Origin of the sequence: Actinomyces timonensis (assembly GCF_040702965.1) — a bacterium.
Classification (GTDB): Bacteria; Actinomycetota; Actinomycetes; order Actinomycetales; family Actinomycetaceae; genus Actinomyces; species Actinomyces timonensis_A.
The window spans coordinates 1,099,488-1,123,127 of sequence record NZ_CP159989.1 but is presented as its reverse complement, the minus strand read 5'-3'; the positions used below and the strand labels follow the sequence as shown (position 1 = coordinate 1,123,127).

Below are 23,640 nucleotides of genomic sequence, written 5' to 3'. Positions count from 1 at the left end.
CTGGCGCCATCGCTCAGCCCCGCCCCGGGGTCGCGCTCGCCCCGCCCTGGCCTGAGGGGGCGGCCTGAGCGCCCTGGTGGGCCTTGGCCGTCGCCATGACCGAGGGGTCCGGGGCGATGCCGAGCTTGTGGAGCGTGGCCAGGGCGATGGTCCGGAAGACGGGGGCGGCGACGACGCCGCCGTAGATGCCCGAGGGCTTGTTGACGATGACGGCGGCGGCGATGGCCGGGTCGTGGGCGGGGGTGAAGCCGACGAAGGAGGCGACGGTGGCGTCCTCAGAGATGATCTCCGTGGTGCCGGTCTTCCCGGCCACGAGGTAGCCGTCGATCGAGGCCTCCTCGGCGGTGCCCCCCTCCTGGGTGACGCCGACGAGCATGTCGGTGAGCGTCTTGGCGGTGGCCTCGGACACGACGCGCACGCCCTCGGGCCGGGACTGCCGCGTGACCGTGCCGTCCGCGGCGGTCCACGAGTCGATGACCCGGGGCGCCAGGCGCACGCCCTTGTTGGCGACGGCCGCCAGGACCTGGACGGACTGGAGCGCCGTCCCGGCGATGCCCTGGCCGAACATGGTGGTGTAGCGGGTGCGGTCGTCCCACTCCGCGGGGGGCGTGAGCAGTCCCGCGGACTCCCCCGGCAGCTCGATGCCGCTGCGGGCGCCCCAGCCGAAGCGCTCCATGTAGGCGTGGCGGATGTCGTCGGCGACCCTCTCCCCGATCTGGACGGTGCCGACGTTGGAGGACTCGGCGAGGACCTGCGCCGTCGTGAGCCGCTCGACGCCGTGGGGGTGGGAATCAACGAAGCTCTGGCCGTTGGCGGCGGTCCAGGAGTAGGGGACGGTCCAGGTCTCCTCGGGCCTGACCGCGCCCTCCTCCAGGGCGGCGGCGAAGGTGACGACCTTGCCGACGCTGCCGGGCTCGAAGACGGCCTCGACGCAGCGGGCCCCGAGGTCGCCCGCGGCGGAGGCGGTGGGATCGGCGGGGTCGACGGTACGGCTGTCCGCCATGACGAGGACCTCGCCGGTGGAGGGCACCATGACGACGCAGCACCCCCATTCGGCGCCCTGGGCGGTGACGACCTCGTCAATGGCCTGCTGGGCGAGGACCTGGAGGTCGGGGTCGAGGGTGAGGGTGACGGTCGCCCCGGGGATCGAGGCGGTCTCGGTGACCCTCCCCGAGGGGATCTGCGCGCCGGTGCGGCCCACCTCCACGGAGCCGGAGCCGTTGACGCCCGTGAGCCGCTCGTCCTGCGTGCTCTCAATGCCGGCCGTGCCCTTGAGGACGCGGCCATGGCCCTCGGCGGTCAGGCCGACGACGTTGCCGGCGACGTAGCCTGCCGGGTAGGTGCGGCGAACCCGCTGGTCCGGCTCGACGCCGCGGATGCCCAGGGCCTTGATCTGGCGCCAGGTGTCCGGGGGGACCGCCTCGGCGATGACGGAGTAGGTGGACTCCCCCACCATCCTGGCCCCGAGCTCGGCCGCGTCGACCCCGAGGATGGGGGCGAAGCTTGTCGGCCGCGGCGGCGGGTCCGTGACCGACGACGACGGTCTCGGGCAGGCCGGTGGTGGGGTTGTCCTGCTCGACCTTGTCCTCCCACTGGGCGACGATCTGCTGGTTGACGCCGATGTCGAAGCTCACCGAGGAGGTGGCCAGGATGGTGCCATCGCGTCCGCAGATGTTGCCCCGCAGGGCGACGTTCGTCCATGTGAGCGTGCGCTCAGCACGGGCCTTCTCCGCGAGGTCCGGGCCCCGGACCACCTGGAGCCAGGCGGTCCTGCCCGCCACGGCGGAGAAGCCGGTGAGTCCGAGGAGCTGCAGGGCACGGCGTCGGCTCGGGTTCATCGGCGGTTACTGCCCACTCGTGCCGGTGCTGCCAGCGCTGGGAGCGCCGTCCGCGCCCCCGGCGACACTCGCGCCGGGGGTCCCGGCGGCGCTGCCGCCGGTGACGGTGCCGCTGCGCAGGTCGACCACGCCGGGGGCGGGGGCGGGCACCATGCCGAGCTCGGCGGCGCGCTTGGCCAGGGCGTCGGGCGCCGCGGCGTCGTTCACCTGGCCCCGCACGGTCTCCACGTGGTCCTGGATGACGTCGAGCTCGGTGGAGGCCTTCTGGAGGTCGTAGGCGGTGGCGGCCATCTTGGCGTTGAGCACCATCGTGGTAACCAGGGCGCTGATGAGGATCGTGACGATGAGCAGCGCGAAGGGGATGACGGAGCGGCCGGGCGCGATGCCGCGCACCACGCGCAGCTGGCGCTGGGGCAGCGGAGCCTCCCGGACCACTCCCTGGGACCGGACTCGCGCACCGCCCTCCCAGGTCCTCTTGGTGGGGCTGCTGGGGCGGGCCGTGGCGGCGGTTGCGGCGCTCATCGGCTCCTCCTTCCTCGATCGGTCGATGCTCTGCGGCGGTGTGCCGGTTCAGGGGCCGGTGCAAGGGAGGCGGGGCGGGTTCGGGTGACCGCCCGCAGCCGCACGGGGGCGCTGCGGGGATTGGCGTCGAGCTCGGCCTCATCGGCCCGCTCGGCGCCCCGGGTGAGGGGCTCCAGGTAGGGGCGGTCCTCCTCGGGGATGATGGGAAGGCCCTGGGGGGCCCTGCTGGTGGAGCCGGCGGTGATCGCCTGCTTGACGATCCGGTCCTCCAGGCTCTGGTAGGACTCGACGATGAGGCGCCCGCCCACCCTCAGGGAGTTGAGGGCCCGGGGCACGGCGCGCTCGAGGACGTCCAGCTCGGCGTTGACCGCGATCCGCAGCGCCTGGAAGGCGCGCTTGGCGGGGTGGCCGCCGGTGCGCCGGGCGGCGGAGGGGATCGCGTCGCGCACCAGCTCGGCGAGCTCGTCGGTGCGCGTCAGCGGCGCGCCGCCGTCCCGCCGGGCGACGATCGCCCGGGCGATGCGAGGGGCGAAGCGCTCCTCGCCGTAGACGCGCAGGATGCGGGTGAGCTCGGCGGCGTCAGCGGTGGCGAGGATCTGCGCGGCGGTGGGGCCCGCGCCCTGGTCCATGCGCATGTCCAGCGGGGCGGGGCGGGCGTAGGAGAAGCCGCGCTCGGCGTCGTCGAGCTGGAGGGAGGAGACCCCGAGGTCCATGAGGACGGCGTCGACGACGCCCACGCCCTCCTCGTTGGTCACGGCTCGCTCGCGCGCCACGTCCTCGACGGCGTCGTAGGTGGCCCGCACGGCTGTGAAGCGCTCACCGAAGGGGGCGAGGCGCTCACTGGCCAGGGCGATGGCCTGGGGGTCACGGTCGATGCCGATGACGCGCAGGGTCCCGAAGCGCTCCAGGGCCCCCTCGCTGTGCCCGCCCATGCCGAGCGTGCAGTCGATGAGGACGGGGGTGGCGCCGTGAGCGGCGGCTCCCTCGATGGCGGGGGCCATGAGATCGAGGCAGCGGGCGAGGAGCACCGGGGTGTGGCGCTGCGCCGCGGGACCCGCGGGGGCGGTGATCGCGTTCATCGGCCCTCCTCCTTCCTGTCGTGCCGCGGTGCTGGTGGGGTGGCGCCGCCGGCGCCGGGCCGAGTCGGCCTCGGATCGTCCCGCCAGGACTCCTCCCGCAGGTTCCGGCGCCGGGGAAGAGGCGTCGGATGCGGCGGCGGGCGGAGACCTCACGGGGCGATCCGGCTGGGCCGATCGGTTAGAAGAAGCCGGGGATGATCTCCTCGGCGGTATCGGCGAAGACCTGCTCCTGGGCGCTCAGGTAGTCCTCCCAGGCGGTGGCGTCCCAGATCTCGACGCGTGACCCGGCGCCGATGACGGCCAGGTCGCGATCCAGGCCGGCGTAGGCGCGCAGAGGAGCGGGCAGGGTGATGCGGCCCTGCTTGTCGGGGACCTGGGAGTCGGCGCCGGAGAGCATGACGCGGACGTAGTCGCGCGCCTGCTTCTGCGCCAGGGGCGCCTCGCGGAGCTGGGCGTACATGCGCTCGAACTCCGCGGTGGTGAAGGCGTAGAGGCAGTGCTCCTGGCCCCGGGTCAAGACGATCCCCCCGGCCAGCTCCTCGCGGAACTTGGCCGGGAGGATGAGGCGGCCCTTGTCGTCGAGGCGGGGCGCGTGGGTGCCCAGGAACATCGGGTCCACTCCTCCCCCTCGGCGATCCAGTGGACCCCACCCTACTCCACTTGCCTCCCTTTCCAACCACCTCGACATCCACTTGTGATGGATATCCACCAACCTTTGACGAAAGAACCGCGAGATTCCGCGGTTTTACGCGGTGGAGGGAAGTGGGGGGACATGACGGCGCCGGGCTCGTCACCGTGGGTGGTGACGAGCCCGGCGGGCGGTTATGGGGTCAGGAGGAGCGCGGATCCAGGGGTCTCGAGGGCGCCGGGACGGGGCGCGGGGGCTCCCGTGGAGGGAAGTGGAGGGGGCTCAGCGGTCGCCGTCCCGGCGGCGCTCCCAGCGCTCGGACTGGCGCTCCATGAAGGTGGAGCGCCCGGTGCGGGCCCTGCCGGCCCCGCCACGGGCGTCCTTGAGCATCGGGGGCCGACGCGCCATGAGCGCGACGCCGGCGACCGCCAGGCCGAAGCCGGTCACGCCGACGATGATGGAGACGAGCCCGTTGCCGTGGCCCAGTACGACGCCGGAGACGACCACGACCAGTCCGACGAGCACCAGGGCGATCCCCCATCCGATGCTCCTCGGGGAGACGCGCGCGAGATGGCGCTCGGGATGCTGGATGGTCTCCGCGAGGGCGGGATCCTCCTCATGGAGCTGGCGCTCAAGGTCTCGCAGCACCCGCTGCTCGCGCTCGGTGAGCGACATGCCAGTCCCTCGCTTCCTGTTCACTGCTTGAGCCTCGCCGCCCTGGGGTCATGGGAGCGGGGCAGGTCCGGGACCGGCTCTCGGAGCCCGGCCTGAAGCCCCGAGCCGGTCGCCCGTGCAGATATACCGAGCCCAGGGATTCGTCATCGAGTCTACTTGCTCTGGTTCACCGACCGCTAACCGGGGGGCGGAGAAGACTGGCCGGGGACACGGCTCCGGCTCCCCATCTGCGCCGAACCTCGTCCGCCGCGCGCTCGGGCGCCCCGCGGCGGGGGTCGTCGTCGAGGTGGAGCTGGACGCCGTCATCGCAGCGGCTCAGGCCCTCGCAGCGCACTCCGAGGAGACGGTACCCGCCCGGCGGGGCGGGCAGGGCCTCGAAGAGGGACTCGATGGTCTGCCACACATCGCGGGCCAGGTCCGTGGGCTCGGCCAGGGTCCGTGAGCGGGTCACCGTGGTGAAGTCGGCGCCGCGGGCCTTGAGGACGACGACACGGGCCCGGCTCCCCCGCCCTGAGGCGCGCCGCGCATTGGTGGCACTGGTCGAGCAGGACACGACGGGCGTGATCGCGGTCGCGCAGGAGGTCGAAGAAGGTGGACTCCGTGCCCACGGACTTCTCCTCGCGGGAAGGGTTGACGGGGCGGGGGTCGATCCCGTGGGACAGGGCGGACAGGTGGTGGGCGGCGGAGGGGCCGAGGATGCGGATGAGGGTGCGGGTGTCCGTGGCGGCCAGCGCGCGCACGTCGGTGATGCCCCAGCGGGCCAGGGCGGCCTCGCTCTTGGCGCCCACCCCCCACATGGCGCCCACCGGCAGGAGGTCAAGGAAGTCCTGGGTGGCGGTGGCGGGGATGAGGAGGAGCCCATCGGGCTTGGCGTGGGAGGAGGCGAGCTTGGCGACGAGCTTGGTCGACGCGATGCCCACGGAGGCCGGCAGGCCCAGGCGGTCGCGGATCTCGCGGCGGATCCAGCGGCCGATGGCGCTGGGGGCACCCATGCGGCGCCGGGATCCGGTGACGTCGAGGAAGGCCTCATCGACGCTGACCTTCTCCAGCAGGGGGGTGACCTCTCCCAGGATGCCCATGACGGCCCGGGAGACCTGGCTGTAGTGGCGGTGGCGCACGGGCAGGACGACGGCCCGCGGGCAGCGGCGCATGGCCTCGGCCATGGACATGGCGGAGGCCACCCCGTAGGCGCGGGCCTCATAGGAGGCGGCGGAGACGACCCCGCGCCCCTGAGCGCCGCCGACGATGACGGGGCGGCCGACGAGCTCGGGATGGTCGAGGAGCTCGACGGAGGCGAAGAAGGCGTCCATGTCGACGTGGAGTATGGGGGTGGCGGAGTCGTCATCGCCCCAGTCGCGGCGGGCGCCGGCGGCGCGCGGGGCCCTGCTCATGGGTCCTCCTCCCCCGCTGGCGCCCTGCGCGGCGCCCCGCTGATCCGATCGTGCTCGTGGCGGCCTCAGGCTAGCGTGCTCCTGTGACACGCAAGCAGGCCCGTGGCGGCGATCGACGGCGAGGAGGCGCGGCGCGCTCCCCCTCGCGCTCCCTGGCGGCCCTCCCGGTGGGCCCGGTGCCCACGTCCTTGGGAGTGGCGGAGCTGCGGGTGCGCGAGTCGGGCGTGCTCCTCCTCCTCGATGGGACGGAGTCGTCGTGGATCGACCTGCGCGATCCGGCGCACCTGGACTTCGAGTACCAACAGCAGATGGAGGCCGTGCTCAACGCGCTCAGCCGGACCGGGCGGGTGGGCGCGGCGCACGGGCCCGGCGCGCCGGTCCACGCGCTGCACCTGGGTGGGGCGGGCTGCGCGCTGGCGCGCGCCTGGGACGCCACCCGGCCGGGCTCGACGCAGACGGCGGTGGAGATCGACGAGGTCCTGGCGGCGAGCGTGCGGGAGTGGTTCGACCTCCCGCGCTCGCCACGGCTGCGGATCCGCGTGGGCGATGCGGCGCGAGTGGTGCCCGGGCTGCGCGCCGGCGAGTGGGATGTCATCGTGCGCGACGTGTTCGCCGCTGGACGGGTGCCCGCGTCCTGCCGGGACGAGGCCTTCCTGAGGGGCTGCCGCGAGGCGCTGGCCGACGGCGGGCTCCTCCTGGCGAACTCGTCGGCGATGCCGCGCGAGCAGGCCCATGACGAGCTGGAGGCGGCCTCCCGCCTCTTCGGCGGGGTCCTCGTGGTGGCCGATCCGGCGGTGGCCCGCGGCAAGCGCCAGGGCAATGTGGTGATCGTGGCCCGCCGCGAGCCCTTCGGACCGGCTGAGGAGGAGGCGGTCGAGCGGGCGGTGCGGCGATTACCGCTGCCGGTGCGAACGTGGGGCGCGGGCGCTCTGGCACCTCGCGGGCGCTGAGCCCGTCCCCCGGCCCCTCCCCAGGGTCAGGACGGGTTAGCGCCGGGGTCCTTCGTCTCGAGGAAGGCCTCGAGGCGGGCGCCGATCTCATCGGCGCTGGGCAGGTCGAGCAGGGAGGTGAGCTCGCCGATGCCCTCCTCGTCCTTCCTCGGGGCCAGGGCGTCGTACTGCGCCTCCAGGGCGCTGACGATCGCGGTGACCTCGGGCTGCTGCGAGGCCTCGGCGTCGATCTCGAGCCTGTTGAGGCTGGCGGCGGCCTCGAGGTCGCCCAGGGGCAGGGCGAGCCCGGTGGCACTGGCGACCGCAGCCAGGAGCGCTGAGGCGCCGGCCGGGTAGTCGTCACGGGCGACGTAGTGCGGGATGCCCGCGGCCAGCCCGCGGGAGTCGAGCCCGGCCTCGCCCAGCCGGACCTCCATGTAGGTGGCGAAGGTGCTGGGGATCTCGACGGTGCCGAAGAAGTCGGGCTGCTCGGGCAGCAGATCGAGGCGGCTTCCATGCTGGTGGATGAAGGTGGGGCGGGTGTGGGGCACGGCCAGGGGCAGCCCGTGGATGCTGATGGCCTGGCCGACGCCCAGTGAGACGGCCAGGTGGGTGATGGCGCCGGCGACCTCCTGCCAGCGGTAGTCCGGCTCGGCGCCGTGGAGGACCAGGAGCTGGGCGCCGTCGTCGTCGGTGAGGAGGTCCAGGACGAGGCTGGGCATCTCCACGTTCGTGAACTGGCGGGACTCGAAGCGCGCGACGGGGCGGCGGGCCCGGTAGTCGATGATCCCGTCGACCTCGAAGGTGGCGAGGCGCTCGTGCGGGAGGGCGAGGAGCAGCTGCTCGACCGCCAGCGCCCCGGCGTGACCCGCGTCCATGGCGCCGTCGAAGTGGTGGAGGAGGACGCGCGGGGCGATGGGGCGCGTCAGGTTGGCGAAGGTGTAGAGCGGCGGTTGGATCATCCCTGGTCTCCTCTCTTGATCGTCGTCGCGGTCGTGGTGATGATTGCCCGGCCGCCCGGGGAGGACGGGAGGGGCGCGCCTCCATCGCTCCGGGCGAGGGGCGCCTCAAGGGGCAACACGCCGCAGACCCGGAGTGTTCCCGCGCTGCTTCCGCCCGGCCCGGGAGCGCCGCGCGGCGCGGATGTGTTCGCGGTGGGCGTCGCCCGGGCCGCGCCACGGCACCCCTACGAGGAGAATAATGGACGGCCCTGTGCTGCGGGCGCATCGGACGTCCGCGAGCCACCGCAGCGCGACCGCTCCCGGGCCCGCCCGGGAGCGCGCTGGGCCGTCCGGCGGCCCGTCATATCCGTCATTGATCTCAGTGAGGCCCCGTGAGCACGTCGAGCAGGTCCCCCCAGGTTGCGCCCGATCCCACCCCCAAGGCGCTCCCCGCCGACCAGGGCCCGCAGGAGGCGGCCCGTGAGCGCGAGATCGCCGTCGAGCAGCGGGTGGTGGACGCCGCCTACGGAGAGCTGGACCGCCGGCTCGCCGAGGCCAGGTCCGCCCTGATGCGCACTGAGGCGCGCGGCGCGAGCGGCACCCATCAGTCCCGGGGCGAGCGCGACGCCTACGCCGTTCACTACTCCGGGCTGATCTCCACCCTGGAGGGCGTCGAGGAGCGCCTGGTCTTCGGGCGGATGGACATGCGCGCCGGCGATCCCGCCGCCCCCGGGGCGGGCGGGAGAGGTGGGGATGCCGACGGCGCGGGCGGCCCGACGCCGGGGGACGGGGCGGGCGCGGCTGGCGCCGTCGGCGCGCCCGCGCGGCACTACGTGGGCAGGATCGGGCTGCACGACGCCGCCCGCCGCGAGGTGGTCCTGGACTGGCGGGCGCCCTTGGCCAGGGCCTTCTACCAGGCGACCGCCTCGGATCCGATGGGGCTGGTGCGGCGCCGTCATATCGATACGCGCGCCCGGCACGTCCTGGGGGTGGAGGACGAGCTCATCGATGTCTCGGCCCTCGACGGCGGTCGGGCCGTCGGCGGGCAGGCGGCGAGCCTGGCGGCGGAGGGGCTTCAGGGCGAGGGGGCGCTCCTGGCGGCGATGTCGGCGGCCCGCGATGGCCGTATGGGGGACATCGTCGCGACGATCCAGGCCGAGCAGGACCGGATCGTCACGGCTCCGGGCACGGGGGTGCTCGTGGTCCAGGGCGGGCCGGGCACGGGCAAGACGGCGGTGGCGCTGCACCGCGCGGCCTACCTCTTCTACGCCGAGCGCGAGCGCCTGGAGCGCTCTGGCGTGCTGCTGGTGGGCCCCTCGCGGACCTTCCTGCGCTATGTGGAGCAGGTGCTGCCCTCGCTGGGTGAGACGGGCGTGGTCTCCACGACCATCGGCGACCTGGTGCCCGGGATCCGGGCGCGCGGCGCCGAGAGCGCCGCCACCGCGGAGATCAAGGGGCGGGCCGTGTGGGCCCGGGTGCTGGCCCGGGCGGTCAAGGGCCTCCAGCGCGTGCCGGACGGGCCGCGCCCGATCGTGGTGGAGGGCACGGCGCTGGAGCTGAGGCCCGACGACGTGCGAGAGGCGATGTCCCGGGCGCGGCGCGGCGGCAAGCCGCACAACCTGGCCCGCGAGCCCTTCGCGCTATGGCTGCTGGAGCGCTTGACGGACCAGTTCGCCGCCGCGACCCGCCAGGACGCCTCGGACCCGGAGACGCGCGCGTGGATCCGCGAGGACATCCGCACCTCGCGCGACGCCCGCCGGGAGATCAACCTGTGCTGGATGCCGACGACGCCGCAGGGCCTCCTGGAGCGCCTGTGGGCGCGCCCGGCCCTGCTGGAGCGCCTGGCCCCCGAGCTCACCGGCGCCGAGCGGGAGGCCCTGCGCCGCTCGCCCGGTTCCGAGTTGACGCCCGCGGACATCCCCCTCATCGACGAGCTCGCCGAGCTGCTGGGCCCCAGTGACGACGCCCAGGCGCAGCGGGCCCGCCTGGAGGCGCGCCGCCGCGAGGAGCTGGTGGCCTACGCCGCCGAGGCGATCGAGTCCCAGGAGCTGGGCGGCGGGATCGTGACGGCCGAGATGCTGGCCGACCGCGTCGCCGACCACGGCCCCTCCCTCACCCTCGCCGAGCGCGCCAGGGCGGATCGGAGCTGGACGTACGGGCACGTCGTCGTCGATGAGGCGCAGGAGCTGGGGGCGATGGCCTGGCGGGCGCTGGCGCGGCGCTGCCCGGTGCGCTCCTTCACGGTGGTGGGCGACCTGGCGCAGTACTCGGGGCCGACGGCGCCGTCGAGCTGGGGGCAGGCGCTGCAGGCGCTGGGCACGAGCCCGTCGGCGGATGGCGGGAGGAGCCCCCGGGAAGGTCATCACCAGCGCGGCCGGCACGGCCGAGGAAGGCACGGAGGCCGAGGGCGGCGCGTCTCGCAGGCAGGCTCGACGCCGCTGCGCGAGGAGATCCTCACCGTGTGCTACCGCACCCCGGCCACGGTCATGGAGGCCGCGGAAGCGGCGGTGGCCTCGCTGGGGCACCCACCGGTCTACCCCGTCTCCTCGGCGCGCGACCTGCCGGACTGCCTGCAGGTGGACCGCGTGGGCCCGGTGAGCCCGGCGGAGGGCGCCGAGGGCGCCGAGGTCGCAGCCCTTGAGGGGGCGGTCCTGACGGCGGTGCGCGAGGAGATGGCGGCGCTCGATGAGGCGGTGGGGCCCGAGGGGGGCCGGATCGCCGTCATCGCGCCCGATCCCGGGCCCTGGGCCGCGCACCTGGCGGCCGATGCCGCGCTGGCCGCCGCGATGGAGGCGCCGGGAGGGGACGTGCTGCGCTCGCGCCTGGCGGTCATGGGCCCGGTGATGTCCAAGGGCCTGGAGTTCGACGTCGTCGTGCTCGTGGAGCCGGGCCAGATCGGCCGGGCGAGCCCGGGCGACCTGTACGTGTCCATGACCCGCCCGACCCGGCGCCTGCGCGTGGTCTCCTCCGGGCCGCTTCCGGGCGGGCTTACGACACCGTAGGTTACGGTTGCGTAGGAGCGCGCGCCGCGCCCGGCGGCGCCGACCGACACGAGGAGGACGAGTGGATCAGGACCAGGGCGGTTCTGCCGCCACTTCTGCTGGCCCCGCCGCGCCGGCCCCTCGGGCCACCGGCCCAGGGGCCTCGGCGCCCGGGCGGGTGAGCCGGCCGCACTACGCCCCGGGCGTGGCGGCGACGATCCCGCCCGTCACCGAGCCGCTGTCCCGGATGCTCGACGACGCCGCGCGCGACTACCCGGACCGGGTCGCCCTGGACTTCCTGGGCGCCACCACCACCTATGAGCGGCTGGCCCGCCAGGTGGCCCGAGCCGCGGAGGCGCTGCGGGGCCTGGGGGTGCGGGCCGGAGACGTCGTCGGCCTCATCCTGCCCAACTGCCCCCAGCACGTCGTCCTCGCCTACGCGGCCTGGCGGATCGGCGCGATCGTCGCCGAGCACAACCCCCTGGCCCCGGCCGCCCAGATCCGCGAGCAGATCGAGATCCATCAGGGCGGGGTCATCATCGCCTGGGAGAAGACGATCGCCCGGGTCGTGGCGGCCACCGGGTCGCTGGCCGAGGCCTCGCTGGAGGGCCGCCAGGTCCTCAGCGTCGACCTCTCGCGCCGGCTGCCCCTGACGAGCCGCCTCGCCCTCAAGCTGCCGGTGGCCGCCGCCCGCTCCCAGCGCCGCGAGCTGCGCGGGCAGGTGCCCGCGGGCGTGCGCTCCTGGGACGACCTCGTGGCCGCCTCCCCCCTGCTGCCCGCGAGCCACCCGCTGCCCGGCGTCGACGACGCCGCCGTGCTCCTGTACACCGGCGGCACCACGGGAACCCCCAAGGCCGTGCGGCTCACCCATGCGAACCTGCGATCCAACGCCGAGATGAGCCTGGAGTGGGCCTCACAGGCCTGCGCGCCGGGCCGCGAGACCTTCTACGCGGTGCTGCCCTTCTTCCACGCCTTCGGGCTCTCCCTCAACCTGCTGTGCGCAGTCGGCCTGGCGGCGACCCAGGTGGTGCTGCCCAAGTTCAGCGCGGATATGGTGCTGACGGCCTGGAAGCGGCGGCCGGCCACCTTCTTCCCGGGCGTGCCGGTCATGTTCGACCGGATCCTCGCCCGGGCCAAGGCCACTGGCGCGGACCTGTCGAGCTGCTCGGTGGCGGTGTGCGGGGCGGCGGCGAACCCCAAGGCGGTGGCGCGGGCCTGGGAGGAGGCCACTGGCGGGGTCATCATCGAGGGCTATGGGATGACCGAGACCTCCCCCATCATCCTGGGGAATCCCATCTCCCCCGAGCGGCGCGCGGGGGCGCTGGGGGTCCCCTACCCGTCGACTGAGGTTCGGCTCGTGGACCCGGAGGCCCCGCAGATCGAGGTCGCGCCCGGCGAGGTCGGCGAGCTCGTGGCCCGCGGCCCCCAGGTCTTCGCCGGCTATTGGCACGACCCCGAGGAGACCGAGGCCGTCATGCTGCCCGGCGGCTGGCTGCGCACCGGTGACCTCGTGCGCCAGGAGGCCGACGGCTTCTACGTCATCGCCGACCGCCGCAAGGAGCTCATCATCTCCGGCGGCTTCAACATCTACCCCACCGAGGTGGAGGCCGCCGTGCGCTCCATGCCGGAGATCGCCGACGTGGCCGTGGTGGGCGTGCCCAGTCGCGTCGGCGACGAGCGCGTGGTGGCGGCGATCGTCCCCCATGAGGGGCAGACCGTCACCCTGGAGCAGGTGCGCGCGTGGGCCGAGCGGACGCTCTCCCATTACGCCCTCCCCCGTGAGATCGCGATCCTGTCCGCTTCCCCGCTCGATGATCGGCAAGGTGCTGCGGCGCGCGGTGCGCGACCAGATCATGGCCGTCCGGGGCGAGGGCGGGGGAGGCCAGGGACCCCAGTCCGATCAGTGAGGGCGCGCCCGGACGATGGCGATCGGCGGCCCGCGGCCGGCCAGCGGCCCCAGCCCCGTCAGCCCAGTCAGTCCCTGGGGATGCGGTAGCGCTCCAGGAGGCCCAGGGCGAACTCGGGGTCATAGTGGTTGGTGGTCAGCGGCGTCGCCTCGTCGAGGGCGGCGACGGCGTCCATCTCCTCCCCGGCCAGGGAGAAGTCGAGGATGTCGAGGTTGGCGACCATGCGGTCGCGGTGCGCGGACTTGGGGATGATGATGACATCGCGCTGCAGCAGGTAGCGCAGGGCCACCTGGGCGGCGGTCTTGCCGTGGGCCTCCCCGATGGCGGTGAGCACCGGGTGGGTGAAGATGCCCTTGCGGCCCTGGGCGAGCGGCCCCCAGGACTCCAGGGCGGTGCCGTACTTCGCGCACCAGGGGCGGGAGGCCGCCTGCTGGTTGAAGACGTGGGTCTCCATCTGGTTGACGGCCGGGGCGACATCGACGTTCTGGGCCAGGTCGACGAAGCGGTCCGGGAAGAAGTTGGACACGCCGATGGCGCGGGCCTTGCCGGCCTCGAGGGCGGCCTCCATGGCGCGGTAGGCGCCGTAGTAGTCGCCGAAGGGCTGGTGGACGAGGAGGAGGTCGACGTAGTCGGCGCCCAGGCGTCGCAGGGAGGCGTCGATCGAGCGGGCGGCCGTGTCCTCGCCGGCGTTGGAGAACCAGATCTTCGTGGTGAGGAACAGGTCCTCGCGGGGGATGCCGCAGGCGGCGACGGCGGCCCCCACGCCCTCCTCGTTGCGGTACGCCTGCGCGGTGTCGATCGAGCGGTAGCCGACCTCGATGGCCTCGCGCACGGCCCGCTCGGTCTCCTCGGGCGGGGTGCGGAAGACGCCGTAGCCGATGACCGGCATGGCGACGCCGTTGTTGAGGGTGGTGGTGGGGATCTCAGGGGCGGATGGAGCGGTGTCCATGAGGGTCTTTCTCGCGGTGGGGCGGTTGAGGCGGTTGCCGCGGTGACGGTCGCCGCGCTTGGGCTCTTACAGAAGGCCGGAGGCGGCCAGGGCCGCACGCAGGGCGTCGATCTCCTCGGCGGAGGCGCGCACGAGCGGCAGGCGCAGGGTGGCGCTGGGGATGCGCCCCTGGAGGAGGAGGGCCTCCTTGGCCATGACGGCCCCCTGGCCGCCTCCCATGATGGCGCCGACGAGCGGGCGCATGCGCTGGGCGACGGCGCGGGCCCCGGCGAGGTCCCCCTCGTCGACCTCGGTGATCATCTCGCGCCAGGAGTGCGCATCCGCGTGGGCCACCACTGAGATGACGCCGCTGGCGCCGTGGGCGAGCCAGGCGAAGTTGAGGCCGTCATCCCCCGAGTAGTACTCCAGGCCGGTGGCCTCCATGCGGCGGAAGCCCTGCTCGACATCGCCGGTGGCGTCCTTGACGGCCAGCACCCGGGGGTGCTCGGCCAGGTGCGCGAGGGTGTCGTCGGTGATGCGCACACCGGTGCGGCCGGGGATGTCGTAGACCATGACGGGCAGGTCAGTGGCCTCGACGACGGCCATGATGTGCTGGTAGACGCCCTCCTGGCTGGGGCGGTTGTAGTAGGGGGCGTTGATGAGCAGGCCCTCGGCGCCCGCGGCCTGGCTGCCCGCGCCGATGCGCACGGCGTGAGCGGTGTCGTTGGAGCCGGCGCCGGCCATCAGCATGGCGCGCCCGGCGAGGGCGTCCTTGACCTCGCGCAGGAGGGTCTGCTTCTCGGGCAGATGGGTGGTGGGGGCCTCCCCGGTGGTCCCGGCCAAGAGGATGAGGTCGGCGCCGTCGTCGACGAGGGAGACGGCCAGGGACTGGGCGGCGGGGACGTCGATCTCACCCTCGGGGGTGAAGGGCGTGACCATGGCGACGCCGACGGAGCCGAAGGAGCGCGGGGGCAGAGTGCTCTGGGTCATGCCCTGAGGGTAACGGCGATCACGCGCCTAGGACAGGGCGTCTCAGGGCCTAACTCATCCTGACCGCGGTGATGGCCCCGGCGCATGCCCCGACCGGGGCCCTGCCGCGCCCGACCACGCGCGCCTCGAAGCGGCGGCCGCTGGCCACGCTCCTCGCGTGCCGCCGACCACGGGGCCGACCCCGATGCGGGCGGTGGCGTGGATCATTCGCCGCCTCCTCAGGCTGGGGCGCTCGAGCCCGTTCCTGGCGCCGACCGCCGACCACCATGGTCAGGCCGGGTCCTGCGGGGAGGGCTCGGCGATAGGCTCGCGCTCATGAGTGAGAGCAACGAGCGGCGCCACGCGCCTTCCGTCTTCGACGCTGATCCCGCCTCCGGGCTGAGCGGGGGGCCTGTGGGAGGGCGGGACGCTGCGGAGGAGGCGGCTGAGCCGGTCGCGGAGCCGGCGGGCTTCGTGCGCCCTGCGCGGGAGTCGGACCTGCCTCTGATCGGGAGGGTCCACGCGGCGACCATGCTGGCCTCCATGGAGGCGGGCCACGCCAGCGCTCACGGTGGCGCGGGCCTGCCCGACGGCGTGCGGGCGATGATCGCGGCACCCGTGGTGGCGGCGGGCTGGGAGGAGCCGGTGACCGCACCACCGAGCCCGCGGCACCACGTCCTCGTGGCCACGCGGGGGGCCCTGGTGGTGGGGCTGGTGGGGCTCGCCCCCACGCAGGGCCTTGACGATTCCGGGCGGCCAGTGGCCGGAGCCGAGGCGGTGGAGGTGACGGCGATCGGGGTGGCGCCGGAGCACCAGCGGCTCGGGCACGGCTCGCGGCTCATGGCGGCGGCGGTGGACTTGACCCGTGCGGACGGGGCGGGCGCGGTGAGCGTGTGGGCGGTGCGCGGGGATGAGTCGATGTCCAGGCTGCTCACGGCGGTGGGGATGGCTCCCACGGGGATGCGGCGCGAGCTGCCGATCGGCGATGGCGTCATCGAGGACTGCTGGGCCGCTGCCATCTGACTCATCGCGTGACATGGCGCGGTTTGAGGATTCCTTTTTCTGACATGCTGTCACATCGCATGTGAGCGCAGGTCAGAGCGTGGCCTCATTCGAGACTCGGGCATTCCGGGCCCATCTGCGGGCGAGCAATCCTCAAACCTCGCCACTTTCGACCCGCGTCAGAGGCCAAGGAGGTTCTCCAGGCCGATCGTGAGGCCCTCGCGGGAGCCGATCTCGCGCACGGCCAGGACGACGCCGGGCATGAAGCTCGCCCGGTCGAAGCAGTCGGTGCGGATGGTGAGCTGCTCGCCCGGGTTGCCCAGCACGACCTCCTCGTGCGCGGTCAGGCCCCGCAGGCGCACCGCGTGGACGTGGACGCCGTCGATGACGCCGCCGCGCGTGCCCAGGGGGTCGGACTCTGTGGCGTCGGGCGAGGGGGCGAGGCCCGCCTCGGCGCGGGCGGCGGCGATGCCCCGCGCGGTGGCGACGGCGGTGCCGGAGGGGGCGTCGACCTTGTTCGGGTGGTGCAGCTCGATGACCTCGACGGACTCGAAGTAGGGGGCGGCCATGGCGGCGAAGCGCATGGCCAGGACGGCCGAGAGCGCGAAGTTGGGAGCGATGAGGACGCTGCGCCCGGCCGCCTCGGGGCGGGCCAGGTGCTCGCGCACGCGCCCGTAGGACTCCTCGTCCCAGCCGGTGGTGCCGACGACGACGTCGAGGCCGGCGTCGATGAGGGCGTGGACGTTGGCCTCGGTGACGGTGGGCACGGTGAAGTCGATGGCGACGCCCGCTCCGGCGAGGGCCTCGGGGGTGATCTCATCACCGGCGTCGAGGCGGGCGACGAGCTCAAGGCCCTCGGCCTCCTCGACGGCCTGGCAGACGGTGGACCCCATGCGCCCGGCGGCGCCGACAACGGCAACACGAATCATCATGCCGGCAGTCTACGCAGCCGCTCCCACGTGCCGCCGGACGTGGCCGCGGGCTGGCGGGCCCCTTGGCCCTCAGGCAGCGGGCCCGACGAGGACCCGGGCGCGCCTCCGGGAGGCCAGCCAGGCCGCCAGGGCGCGCACGTCCTCGGCGGTGACGGCCTCCAGGAGCCGCAGGTTCTCGTCCATGGAGCGCAGGCGGGCCGTGGTCACCTCGCCGCGGCCGAGGCGGCCCATGCGGGCCAGGGAGTCCTCCCCGCCCAGCACCATGGAGCCGCGCAGCTGGGCGCGGGCACGGGTGAGCTCGTGCTCGGTGATCCCGTCGGCGGCCAGGCGCTCGAACTCCCCCACCATGACGGCGGCGACCTCCTGGGCGTCCCCGGGGGCGCAGCCCGCGTACATGCCGAAGGCGCCCGAACCCGCGTAGGCGGCGTCGAAGGCGTACGTCGTGTAGGCCAGGCCGCGCTTCTCGCGCACCTCCTGGAACAGGCGTGAGGACATGCCCCCGCCCAGGACAGTGGTGAGCACGCTCATCGCCCAGCGGCGCTCGTCGCGCACGGGGATGCCCTGGCAGGTGAGGTAGAGATGGCTCTGCTCGCTATCGCGCTCGACGGTGACGTCGTGGACGTCGAGATCGACGATCGCCTCGGTCTCGAAGCGGCGGGGGCGCGGCACGGCGTCGGCCGAGGCGTCCCAGCCAGCCAAGGCGAGGTCGGCGGCCACGCGCTCGCAGATCTCGTCGTGGTCGACGGCGCCGGCCGCGGCCACGACGAGAGCGTCGGAGGCGTAGGTGCGCCGGTAGTGCTCCCAGATGGCGTCGCGGGGCACGGCGGTCACGGTCGCGGGCGTGCCGCCGATGGGCCGGCCCAAGGGGGTGCCCTCGCCGAAGGCGGCGCGGGCGAAGGCCTCCTGCGCGACGTCCTGGGGGTCGTCGGCGGCGTCGGCGAGCTCGGAGACGATGACGGTGCGCTCGGTCTCCACCTCGGCTGGGTCGAGGAGGGAGGAGGTGACCATGTCGGCCAGGATGTCCAGGGCGGTCAGGGCGTCCTCGCCCTGGACGCGGGCGTAGTAGGAGGTGTGCTCCTTGGAGGTGGCGGCATTGGACTCCCCGCCGATGATGTCGAAGGCCTCGGCGATGCCGCGCGCGTCGCGCGTTGGCGTGCCCTTGAACAACAGGTGCTCCAGGAAGTGAGTGGAGCCCTCCTGGCCGGGGGCCTCGTCGCGCGAGCCCACCCCGAGCCACATGCCGAGCGCGGCCGAGCGCAGCCCGGGCACCTGCTCGGTGATGACCCGCACTCCCCCGGGCAGGATCGAGCGGCGCAGCCGGGCGCCGTCGTCGGTGAGGCTCAGCTCTGTTCCGGGGGCTCCCGCGCTGGCGCGGATGAGCTCCACCTCGGCGTAGTCGGCGCCGCTGCGCGCGGCCCTGGCTCCCATGGCCGTCTTGCTCGTTCTCGTCTCAGTCACCCGCGCAGCCTAACCGCCCCGGTAGATGTTTCTCGCGCAGGCGGAGCGTGATGCTCCGCCTGCGCGAGGAACGTCAGGAGTGGTTGACCGCGAGAGGATCAGTCCTCGGAGGCCTCCGCGGTGCGGGTGCGACGGCGGCGCGGGCGGCGCTCACGGCGCTCAGGCCCCTCGGCCTCGCCCGCCTCGGCGTCCTCCGACTCGGCGGAGGCGGCGCGGGCGCGGCGGGGCCGGCGCTCACGGCGCTCAGCGCCCTCGGAGCGCTCGCCGCGTTGGGCGCGGGCCTCGTCCTCCGCGGCCTGCTGCTCCTCGGTGAGGACGGCGTGCAGGCTGAGCTTGCCGCGCGGGTCGATCTCGGCGAGCTCGACCTGGACCTTGTCGCCCACCGCCAGGACATCCTCGACGTTCTCCACGCGCCTGCCGCCGACGAGCCGGCGGATCTGCGAGATGTGCAGAAGGCCGTCCTTGCCCGGGGACAGGGACACGAAGGCGCCGAAGGTCGTGGTCTTGACGACCGTGCCGATGAAGCGCTCGCCGATCTCGGGCATCTGCGGGTTGGCGATGGCGTTGACGGCCTCGCGGGCGGCCTCGGCGGACGGGCCGTCGGTGGCGCCGATGTAGATCGTGCCGTCGTCCTCGACCGTCAGGTCCGCGCCGGTGTCCTCCTGGATCTGGTTGATCATCTTGCCCTTGGGGCCGATGACCTCGCCGATCTTGTCGACGGGGATCTTGACGGTCAGCACGCGCGGGGCGGTGGGGGCCATCTCGAAGGGCTCGTCGCCCAGGGCCTCGTCGATGAGGTTGAGGATGTGGAAGCGGGCGTCGCGGGCCTGGCCGAGCGCGCCGGCGAGGACCTCGGAGGGCAGGCCGTCGAGCTTGGTGTCGAGCTGGAGGGCCGTGATGAAGTCACGGGTCCCGGCGACCTTGAAGTCCATGTCGCCGAAGGCGTCCTCGGACCCGAGGATGTCGGTGAGGGTGGCCCACTTGGTCTCGCCGTCGATCACCTCGTGCATGAGGCCCATGGCGATGCCGGCCACGCGGTCGCGCAGCGGCACGCCGGCCTGGGCCATCGACAGGGTCGAGGCGCACACCGAGCCCATGGAGGTCGAGCCGTTGGAGCCCAGGGCCTCGGAGACCTGCCGGATGGCGTAGGGGAAGTCGTCGCGGCTGGGCAGGACGGGCACGAGGGCCCGCTCGGCCAGCGCGCCGTGGCCGATCTCGCGGCGCTTGGGGGCGCCGACGCGGCCGGTCTCACCGGTGGAGAAGGGCGGGAAGACGTACTGGTGCATGTAGCGCTTGTGGGTGACCGGCGAGAGGTCGTCGATCTGCTGCTCCATGCGCAGCATGTTGAGCGTGGTGACGCCCAGGATCTGGGTCTCGCCGCGCTCGAAGATCGCCGAGCCGTGGACGCGGGGCAGGACCTCGACCTCGGCGCCCAGGGTGCGGATGTCCTTCAGGCCGCGGCCGTCCATGCGGATGCCCTCGGTGAGGGTGCGGTGGCGCACGACCTTCTTGGTGACGGACCGGAAGGCGGCCTTGAGGGCCTTGGCGTCCTCCTCGGCGGGGAAGGCCTCGGCGAGGTCGGCCAGGACCTGGTCGCGGACGGCGTCGACGGCCTCGTCGCGGGCGTGCTTGCCCTCGGTGGCGATGGCGGCGGCGAGGCCGTGGGCCTGGGCGGCCTTCTCGACGGCGGCGTACTGCTCGTCGGAGTAGTCCAGGTAGAGGGAGAACTCGGCGGTGGGCTTGGAGGCGCGCTCAGCGACCTCCATCTGGGCCTCGCACAGGGCCTTGATGTGCGGCTTGGCGGCCTCCAGGGCCTCGGCGACGACGGCCTCGGTGGGAGCGGTGGCGCCGGCGGCGATGAGGTCCATCATGTTGTCGGTGCCGCCGGCCTCGACCATCATGATGGCGACGTCGCCGTCCTCCAGGACGCGGCCGGCCACGACCATGTTGAAGGTGGCGCGCTCGAAGCTCGGACCAGCGGGGGAAGGCCACCCACTGGCCGTCGATGAGGGCCAGGCGGGTGCCGGCCACGGGGCCGGCGAAGGGCAGGCCCGCGATCTGGGTGGACATGGAGGCCGCGTTGATGGCCAGGACGTCGTAGGCGTCGTCGGGGTGGATGGCCAGGACGGTCTCGACGACCTGGACCTCGTTGCGCAGGCCCTTGACGAAGGAGGGGCGCAGGGGGCGGTCGATGAGGCGGCAGGCCAGGACGGCGGAGGTGCCGGCGCGGCCCTCGCGGCGGAAGAAGGAGCCGGGGATGCGGCCGGCGGCGTACTGGCGCTCCTCGACATCCACGGTCAGCGGGAAGAAGTCGAACTGGTCCTTGGGGTGCTTGCCCACGGTGGTGGCGGACAGGATGGCGGTCTCGCCGTCGAGGTAGGCCATGGCGCTGCCCGCAGCCTGCTTGGCCAGGCGGCCGGTCTCGAAGCGGATCACGCGCTTGCCGAAGGAGCCGTTGTCGATCACTGCCTCAGCGGCGGTGACCTCGGGGTCATCAATGAACATCGTCGATGTGTCTCTTTCTCACAAAGATATGGCAGGCAAAGTCTATGCCGGGACCCGCTCGGGTGGCCGGAATCATCACGTGAGATGGGCCGCGCCGCGGGAAGGGGGGAGGCAGGGACCCGCGGGGCCCGCTCCCCCGCCGCGCGGTCGACGCGCTCGCCGATGCGCGCGGCAGGATCAGCGCGAGCGCGCCCGGCCCCGTCATCCGAGGGATGACGGGGCCGGGCGGAAGGCCTCGGGCGTGGGCCTCAGCGGCGGATGCCGAGGCGGGCGATGAGGGAGCGGTAGCGCTCGATGTCCTCCTTCATGAGGTAGTCGAGGAGGCGGCGGCGCTTACCGATGAGCAGGTAGAGGCCGCGGCGCGAGTGGTGGTCGTGCGTGTGGGTCTTGAAGTGCTCGGTGAGGTTGGAGATGCGCTCGGTGAGAACGGCGACCTGGACCTCGGGGGAGCCCGTGTCACCCTCGTGGGTGGCGTACTCGGCGATGATCTCGGACTTGCGCTCAGGGGTGACCGACATGTGCGGGCTCCTTCTTCTCGTTGCGCGGAGCGCCGGGGCATGTTCACCCGGGCATGACGATTCCGCGGCCGATCGACGGCTCGCCAACAGTACCAGCAGACCACTCCCCTCCCCTCCCCGGGGCCTGTGGGGCCGAGCACAGGGCAGGCGCGACCCCTCCGGGCGGGGCCGCGCTCAGGCGGTGACGTCCTGCGGGCGCACGGGCCCGGGAACGGGGACGCCCAGGGCGCCGGCGGTCTCGATGACATCCTGTCGCATCCGCTCGAGCAGCGGCTCCAGGGAGTCGAAGGCGAGCATGGGGCGCAGGTGGGTGACGAAGTCCACGGCCACGTCCTCACCGTAAAGATCGAGGTCCGCCCGGCCGAGGACGTGGGCCTCGATGGCGCGGGCCGAGACGTCATCGAAGGTGGGGTTGGTGCCGATCGAGATCGCGGCGGGCAGGCGCTCGCCCTCGGGGGCACCGCCCCGCCCCCCTCGCACGAGCCATCCGGCGTACACGCCGTCCGGGGGCACGACGCCAGCGGTGGCGGCGTCGAGGTTGGCGGTGGGGAAGCCGAGCTCGCGACCGCGCCGCAGCCCGTGGATGACGAGGCCGCGCACGCGATGGGGCCGCCCCAGGATCTCAGCGGCTTGGCGCACGTCCCCGGCGGCCAGGCACTCGCGCGCCCAGGTGGAGGACCATCGCCGCCCGCCGGGGGCCAGGACCTCGGGGACGATCTCGATCTCGACGCCGTCGGCGGCGCCGACGGCGCGCAGGGAGTCGGCGTCGCCGGAGTTGTCCCGGCCGAATCGCGCGTCGTCCCCGACGACGACGGCCCGCGCGCCGAGGAGGCCCTCGAGCCAGTCGCGCACGAAGCCCTCGGGGGACTGATCGGCGAAGCCCAGGGTGTAGGGGATGACGAGGACGGCGTCCAGCCCGGTGGCGGCCATGGCCTCGAGGCGGTCGGGCAGGGAGGAGATCATCGTCAGATCGATCCCGGGGCGGTGGACGGTCAGGGGGTGCGGGTCGAAGGTGACGGCGACCGCGAGGCAGCCGGGCCCCAGGGCGCGGGCGCGCTCGACGACGCGGGCGAGGATCCGCTGGTGGCCGCGGTGGACGCCGTCGAAGACGCCGACGGTCACGGCGCTTCCAGCGCTAGCGGCGCCGCCGGGGGCGCGCGGCGACTCGGGCACCTGCTCGGCGCCGTACCAGATCTCCACCGGGTGCGATCCTGCTCTTCTCATGGCCGGCGGGCGCCCGCGGGTGGGCGGCCCCACCGGGCCGGCCTGCATGACTGGGGCAACCCTGCCACGGAGGCGGCGACGGCGCGAACCGGGAGGAGTGGGCGTGCCGGGCGGCGCCCGGGCGGAGGGGTAGCGCCGGGCGGCCCTCGCCCATATACCATCGACCGACGGTCGGTCGATGCGGATCGGCCCAGAGCCCTCCCGGGAGGAGACCGGTCCCATGCCCCGTGTCAGCAAGCCCGCGGCCGAGCGCCGCGAGGAGATCCTCGACGCCGCCGAGCGCCTGTTCGCCACCAAGGGGATGACGGCCACCACCACCGGCGACATCCTGGACGCGGTGGGCATCGCCAAGGGCACGCTCTACTACCACTTCACCAGCAAGGACGCGATCCTGCGCGCACTCATCGAGCGCGAAGCCGCGCTGATCGCCGAGCGCGCCGCCGCCGCGGCGGCGACCGGCCTCCCGGCGCCGCAGCGGTTCATGGCGGTCATAGGCGCCATGAGGGTCGAGGACGACGCGGCCGCGATGATCGACGACCTCCACGACGCCGCCAACACGTATTCCCACCTCCTGTCCCTGGTTACCACGATCCGCGCGGTCACCCCGATCCTGGTGGGGGTCGTGGAGGACGGGATCACCGAGGGCTCCTTCGCCTGCTCCGACCCGCGCACCACCATCGAGATCCTGCTGACCAGTGGAGCCATGCTCGTCGACGAGGGCATCTTCACCGGTGAGGCCGACCAGGCCCCCCGGCGCATGGCCGGCGTCCTGCGGGCCGCAGAGGCCCTCCTCTCCACCGCCCCCGGGGCGCTGACCGGCCTGGCCGCGCCCGGCTCCTCGGAGGCGGAGCGATGAGGCTGCTCGTCCTGCTGGTCATGGGCTCCTTCATCACCTCGCTCGGCACGGGGATGACGGCCTTCGGCCTGGCGATCATGGCCTATGCCTCCACCGGCTCGGCCAGCGCCGTGGCCGCCGTGCAGACATGCGCCCTGGCACCGCTCATCCTCCTGGCCCCCGCCGCGGGAGCCCTGGCCGACCGCCACGACCGCCGCCTGGTCATGATCACCGGCGACGGCGGCTCCGTCCTCGGCCTGCTCGTCATCCTGGTGGCGCTGCGATCGGACCGCCCGAGCCTGGCGCTCGTGCTGGTCGGCGTCACCCTGTCCTCCATCATGGCCTCGCTCACCGAGCCCGCCCTGCGGGCCTCCGTCT

15 protein-coding genes and 5 pseudogenes are annotated in these 23,640 nt (G+C 73.7%); 6 read left to right on the top strand and 14 right to left on the bottom strand.

Going from position 1 to position 23,640, the window contains the following annotated elements:
• Positions 1-13: 13 nt before the first annotated feature.
• The 6 genes and pseudogenes from ABXS69_RS04935 to dinB form a co-directional block, all read right to left on the bottom strand.
• Positions 14-1,838 (bottom strand): annotated as a pseudogene (locus tag ABXS69_RS04935) (penicillin-binding protein 2).
• Between the two features lie 6 nt (positions 1,839-1,844).
• Complete coding sequence (locus ABXS69_RS04930) at positions 1,845-2,360, bottom strand: hypothetical protein (RefSeq protein ID WP_366181417.1); 516 nt, start codon at positions 2,358-2,360, stop codon at positions 1,845-1,847.
• On the bottom strand, positions 2,357-3,439 hold the full coding sequence (gene rsmH / locus ABXS69_RS04925; RefSeq protein WP_366181416.1) for a 16S rRNA (cytosine(1402)-N(4))-methyltransferase RsmH: 1,083 nt from the start codon (positions 3,437-3,439) through the stop codon (positions 2,357-2,359). Before rsmH ends, ABXS69_RS04930 begins: the two co-directional genes overlap by 4 nt.
• Positions 3,440-3,617: 178 nt before the next feature.
• Complete coding sequence (gene mraZ / locus ABXS69_RS04920) at positions 3,618-4,049, bottom strand: division/cell wall cluster transcriptional repressor MraZ (protein WP_366181415.1); 432 nt, start codon at positions 4,047-4,049, stop codon at positions 3,618-3,620.
• A gap of 300 nt (positions 4,050-4,349) precedes the next feature.
• A complete protein-coding gene (locus ABXS69_RS04915) occupies positions 4,350-4,742 on the bottom strand; it encodes a DUF3040 domain-containing protein (RefSeq protein ID WP_366181414.1) in 393 nt (130 codons plus the stop codon).
• Between the two features lie 166 nt (positions 4,743-4,908).
• Positions 4,909-6,133 (bottom strand): annotated as a pseudogene (dinB, locus tag ABXS69_RS04910) (DNA polymerase IV).
• A 176-nt stretch (positions 6,134-6,309) separates the two neighbouring features.
• Between dinB and ABXS69_RS04905 the strand changes: the two are divergent.
• Positions 6,310-7,083: a fused MFS/spermidine synthase gene (locus tag ABXS69_RS04905; protein WP_366181534.1), complete on the top strand. Its 774-nt coding sequence runs from the start codon at positions 6,310-6,312 to the stop codon at positions 7,081-7,083.
• Positions 7,084-7,109: 26 nt separating this feature from the next.
• On the opposite strand, the gene ABXS69_RS04900 is transcribed toward ABXS69_RS04905, so the two are convergent.
• Complete coding sequence (locus ABXS69_RS04900; protein WP_366181413.1) at positions 7,110-8,024, bottom strand: PAC2 family protein; 915 nt, start codon at positions 8,022-8,024, stop codon at positions 7,110-7,112.
• 470 nt (positions 8,025-8,494) lie between these two features.
• Between ABXS69_RS04900 and ABXS69_RS04895 the strand changes: the two genes are divergently transcribed.
• Both ABXS69_RS04895 and ABXS69_RS04890 read left to right on the top strand, forming a co-directional pair.
• Positions 8,495-11,005 (top strand): AAA family ATPase, encoded by a 2,511-nt coding sequence (locus ABXS69_RS04895; RefSeq protein WP_366181533.1) that lies wholly within the window; start codon positions 8,495-8,497, stop codon positions 11,003-11,005.
• Between the two features lie 157 nt (positions 11,006-11,162).
• Positions 11,163-12,891, top strand: a pseudogene (locus tag ABXS69_RS04890) (AMP-binding protein).
• Positions 12,892-12,958: 67 nt separating this feature from the next.
• On the opposite strand, the gene ABXS69_RS04885 reads toward ABXS69_RS04890, so the two are convergent.
• Both ABXS69_RS04885 and dapA read right to left on the bottom strand, forming a co-directional pair.
• Complete coding sequence (locus tag ABXS69_RS04885) at positions 12,959-13,840, bottom strand: aldo/keto reductase (protein WP_366181412.1); 882 nt, start codon at positions 13,838-13,840, stop codon at positions 12,959-12,961.
• A 66-nt stretch (positions 13,841-13,906) separates the two neighbouring features.
• A complete protein-coding gene (gene dapA / locus ABXS69_RS04880) occupies positions 13,907-14,809 on the bottom strand; it encodes a 4-hydroxy-tetrahydrodipicolinate synthase (RefSeq protein ID WP_366181411.1) in 903 nt (300 codons plus the stop codon).
• Between the two features lie 315 nt (positions 14,810-15,124).
• On the opposite strand from dapA, the gene ABXS69_RS04875 reads away from it, so the two are divergent.
• Positions 15,125-15,811, top strand: coding sequence for a GNAT family N-acetyltransferase (locus ABXS69_RS04875; RefSeq protein WP_366181410.1), 687 nt, complete (start codon positions 15,125-15,127; stop codon positions 15,809-15,811).
• Between the two features lie 158 nt (positions 15,812-15,969).
• On the opposite strand, the gene dapB is transcribed toward ABXS69_RS04875, so the two are convergent.
• The 5 genes and pseudogenes from dapB to ABXS69_RS04850 form a co-directional block, all read right to left on the bottom strand.
• Entirely contained in the window at positions 15,970-16,722 is a 753-nt protein-coding gene (dapB, locus tag ABXS69_RS04870; protein ID WP_366181409.1) for a 4-hydroxy-tetrahydrodipicolinate reductase, read from the bottom strand.
• A 69-nt stretch (positions 16,723-16,791) separates the two neighbouring features.
• Positions 16,792-18,150 (bottom strand): pitrilysin family protein, encoded by a 1,359-nt coding sequence (locus ABXS69_RS04865; protein ID WP_366181532.1) that lies wholly within the window; start codon positions 18,148-18,150, stop codon positions 16,792-16,794.
• A 128-nt stretch (positions 18,151-18,278) separates the two neighbouring features.
• Positions 18,279-20,685, bottom strand: a pseudogene (locus tag ABXS69_RS04860) (polyribonucleotide nucleotidyltransferase).
• 248 nt (positions 20,686-20,933) lie between these two features.
• Complete coding sequence (gene rpsO, locus ABXS69_RS04855; RefSeq protein ID WP_017176975.1) at positions 20,934-21,203, bottom strand: 30S ribosomal protein S15; 270 nt, start codon at positions 21,201-21,203, stop codon at positions 20,934-20,936.
• 174 nt (positions 21,204-21,377) lie between these two features.
• Complete coding sequence (locus ABXS69_RS04850; protein WP_366181408.1) at positions 21,378-22,403, bottom strand: bifunctional riboflavin kinase/FAD synthetase; 1,026 nt, start codon at positions 22,401-22,403, stop codon at positions 21,378-21,380.
• A 244-nt stretch (positions 22,404-22,647) separates the two neighbouring features.
• Between ABXS69_RS04850 and ABXS69_RS04845 the strand changes: the two genes are divergently transcribed.
• Together ABXS69_RS04845 and ABXS69_RS04840 are read left to right on the top strand one after the other, a co-directional pair.
• Entirely contained in the window at positions 22,648-23,283 is a 636-nt protein-coding gene (locus tag ABXS69_RS04845) for a TetR/AcrR family transcriptional regulator (protein WP_366181407.1), read from the top strand.
• A pseudogene (locus tag ABXS69_RS04840) lies at positions 23,280-23,639 on the top strand (MFS transporter); the annotation flags it as partial. The gene ABXS69_RS04845 and the pseudogene ABXS69_RS04840, both read left to right, overlap by 4 nt.
• Between the last annotated feature and the right edge of the window lies 1 nt (position 23,640).

Coding starts and splice junctions, on each gene's coding strand:
- ABXS69_RS04900 (WP_366181413.1), bottom strand. CDS start 8,024: ATGATCCAACCGCCGCTCTACACCTTCGCCAACCTGACGCGCCCCATC.
- ABXS69_RS04915 (WP_366181414.1), bottom strand. CDS start 4,742: ATGTCGCTCACCGAGCGCGAGCAGCGGGTGCTGCGAGACCTTGAGCGC.
- ABXS69_RS04875 (WP_366181410.1), top strand. CDS start 15,125: ATGAGTGAGAGCAACGAGCGGCGCCACGCGCCTTCCGTCTTCGACGCT.
- ABXS69_RS04885 (WP_366181412.1), bottom strand. CDS start 13,840: ATGGACACCGCTCCATCCGCCCCTGAGATCCCCACCACCACCCTCAAC.
- mraZ (WP_366181415.1), bottom strand. CDS start 4,049: ATGTTCCTGGGCACCCACGCGCCCCGCCTCGACGACAAGGGCCGCCTC.
- dapA (WP_366181411.1), bottom strand. CDS start 14,809: ATGACCCAGAGCACTCTGCCCCCGCGCTCCTTCGGCTCCGTCGGCGTC.
- rpsO (WP_017176975.1), bottom strand. CDS start 21,203: ATGTCGGTCACCCCTGAGCGCAAGTCCGAGATCATCGCCGAGTACGCC.
- ABXS69_RS04865 (WP_366181532.1), bottom strand. CDS start 18,150: ATGGGAGCCAGGGCCGCGCGCAGCGGCGCCGACTACGCCGAGGTGGAG.
- ABXS69_RS04930 (WP_366181417.1), bottom strand. CDS start 2,360: ATGAGCGCCGCAACCGCCGCCACGGCCCGCCCCAGCAGCCCCACCAAG.
- ABXS69_RS04845 (WP_366181407.1), top strand. CDS start 22,648: ATGCCCCGTGTCAGCAAGCCCGCGGCCGAGCGCCGCGAGGAGATCCTC.
- rsmH (WP_366181416.1), bottom strand. CDS start 3,439: ATGAACGCGATCACCGCCCCCGCGGGTCCCGCGGCGCAGCGCCACACC.
- dapB (WP_366181409.1), bottom strand. CDS start 16,722: ATGATGATTCGTGTTGCCGTTGTCGGCGCCGCCGGGCGCATGGGGTCC.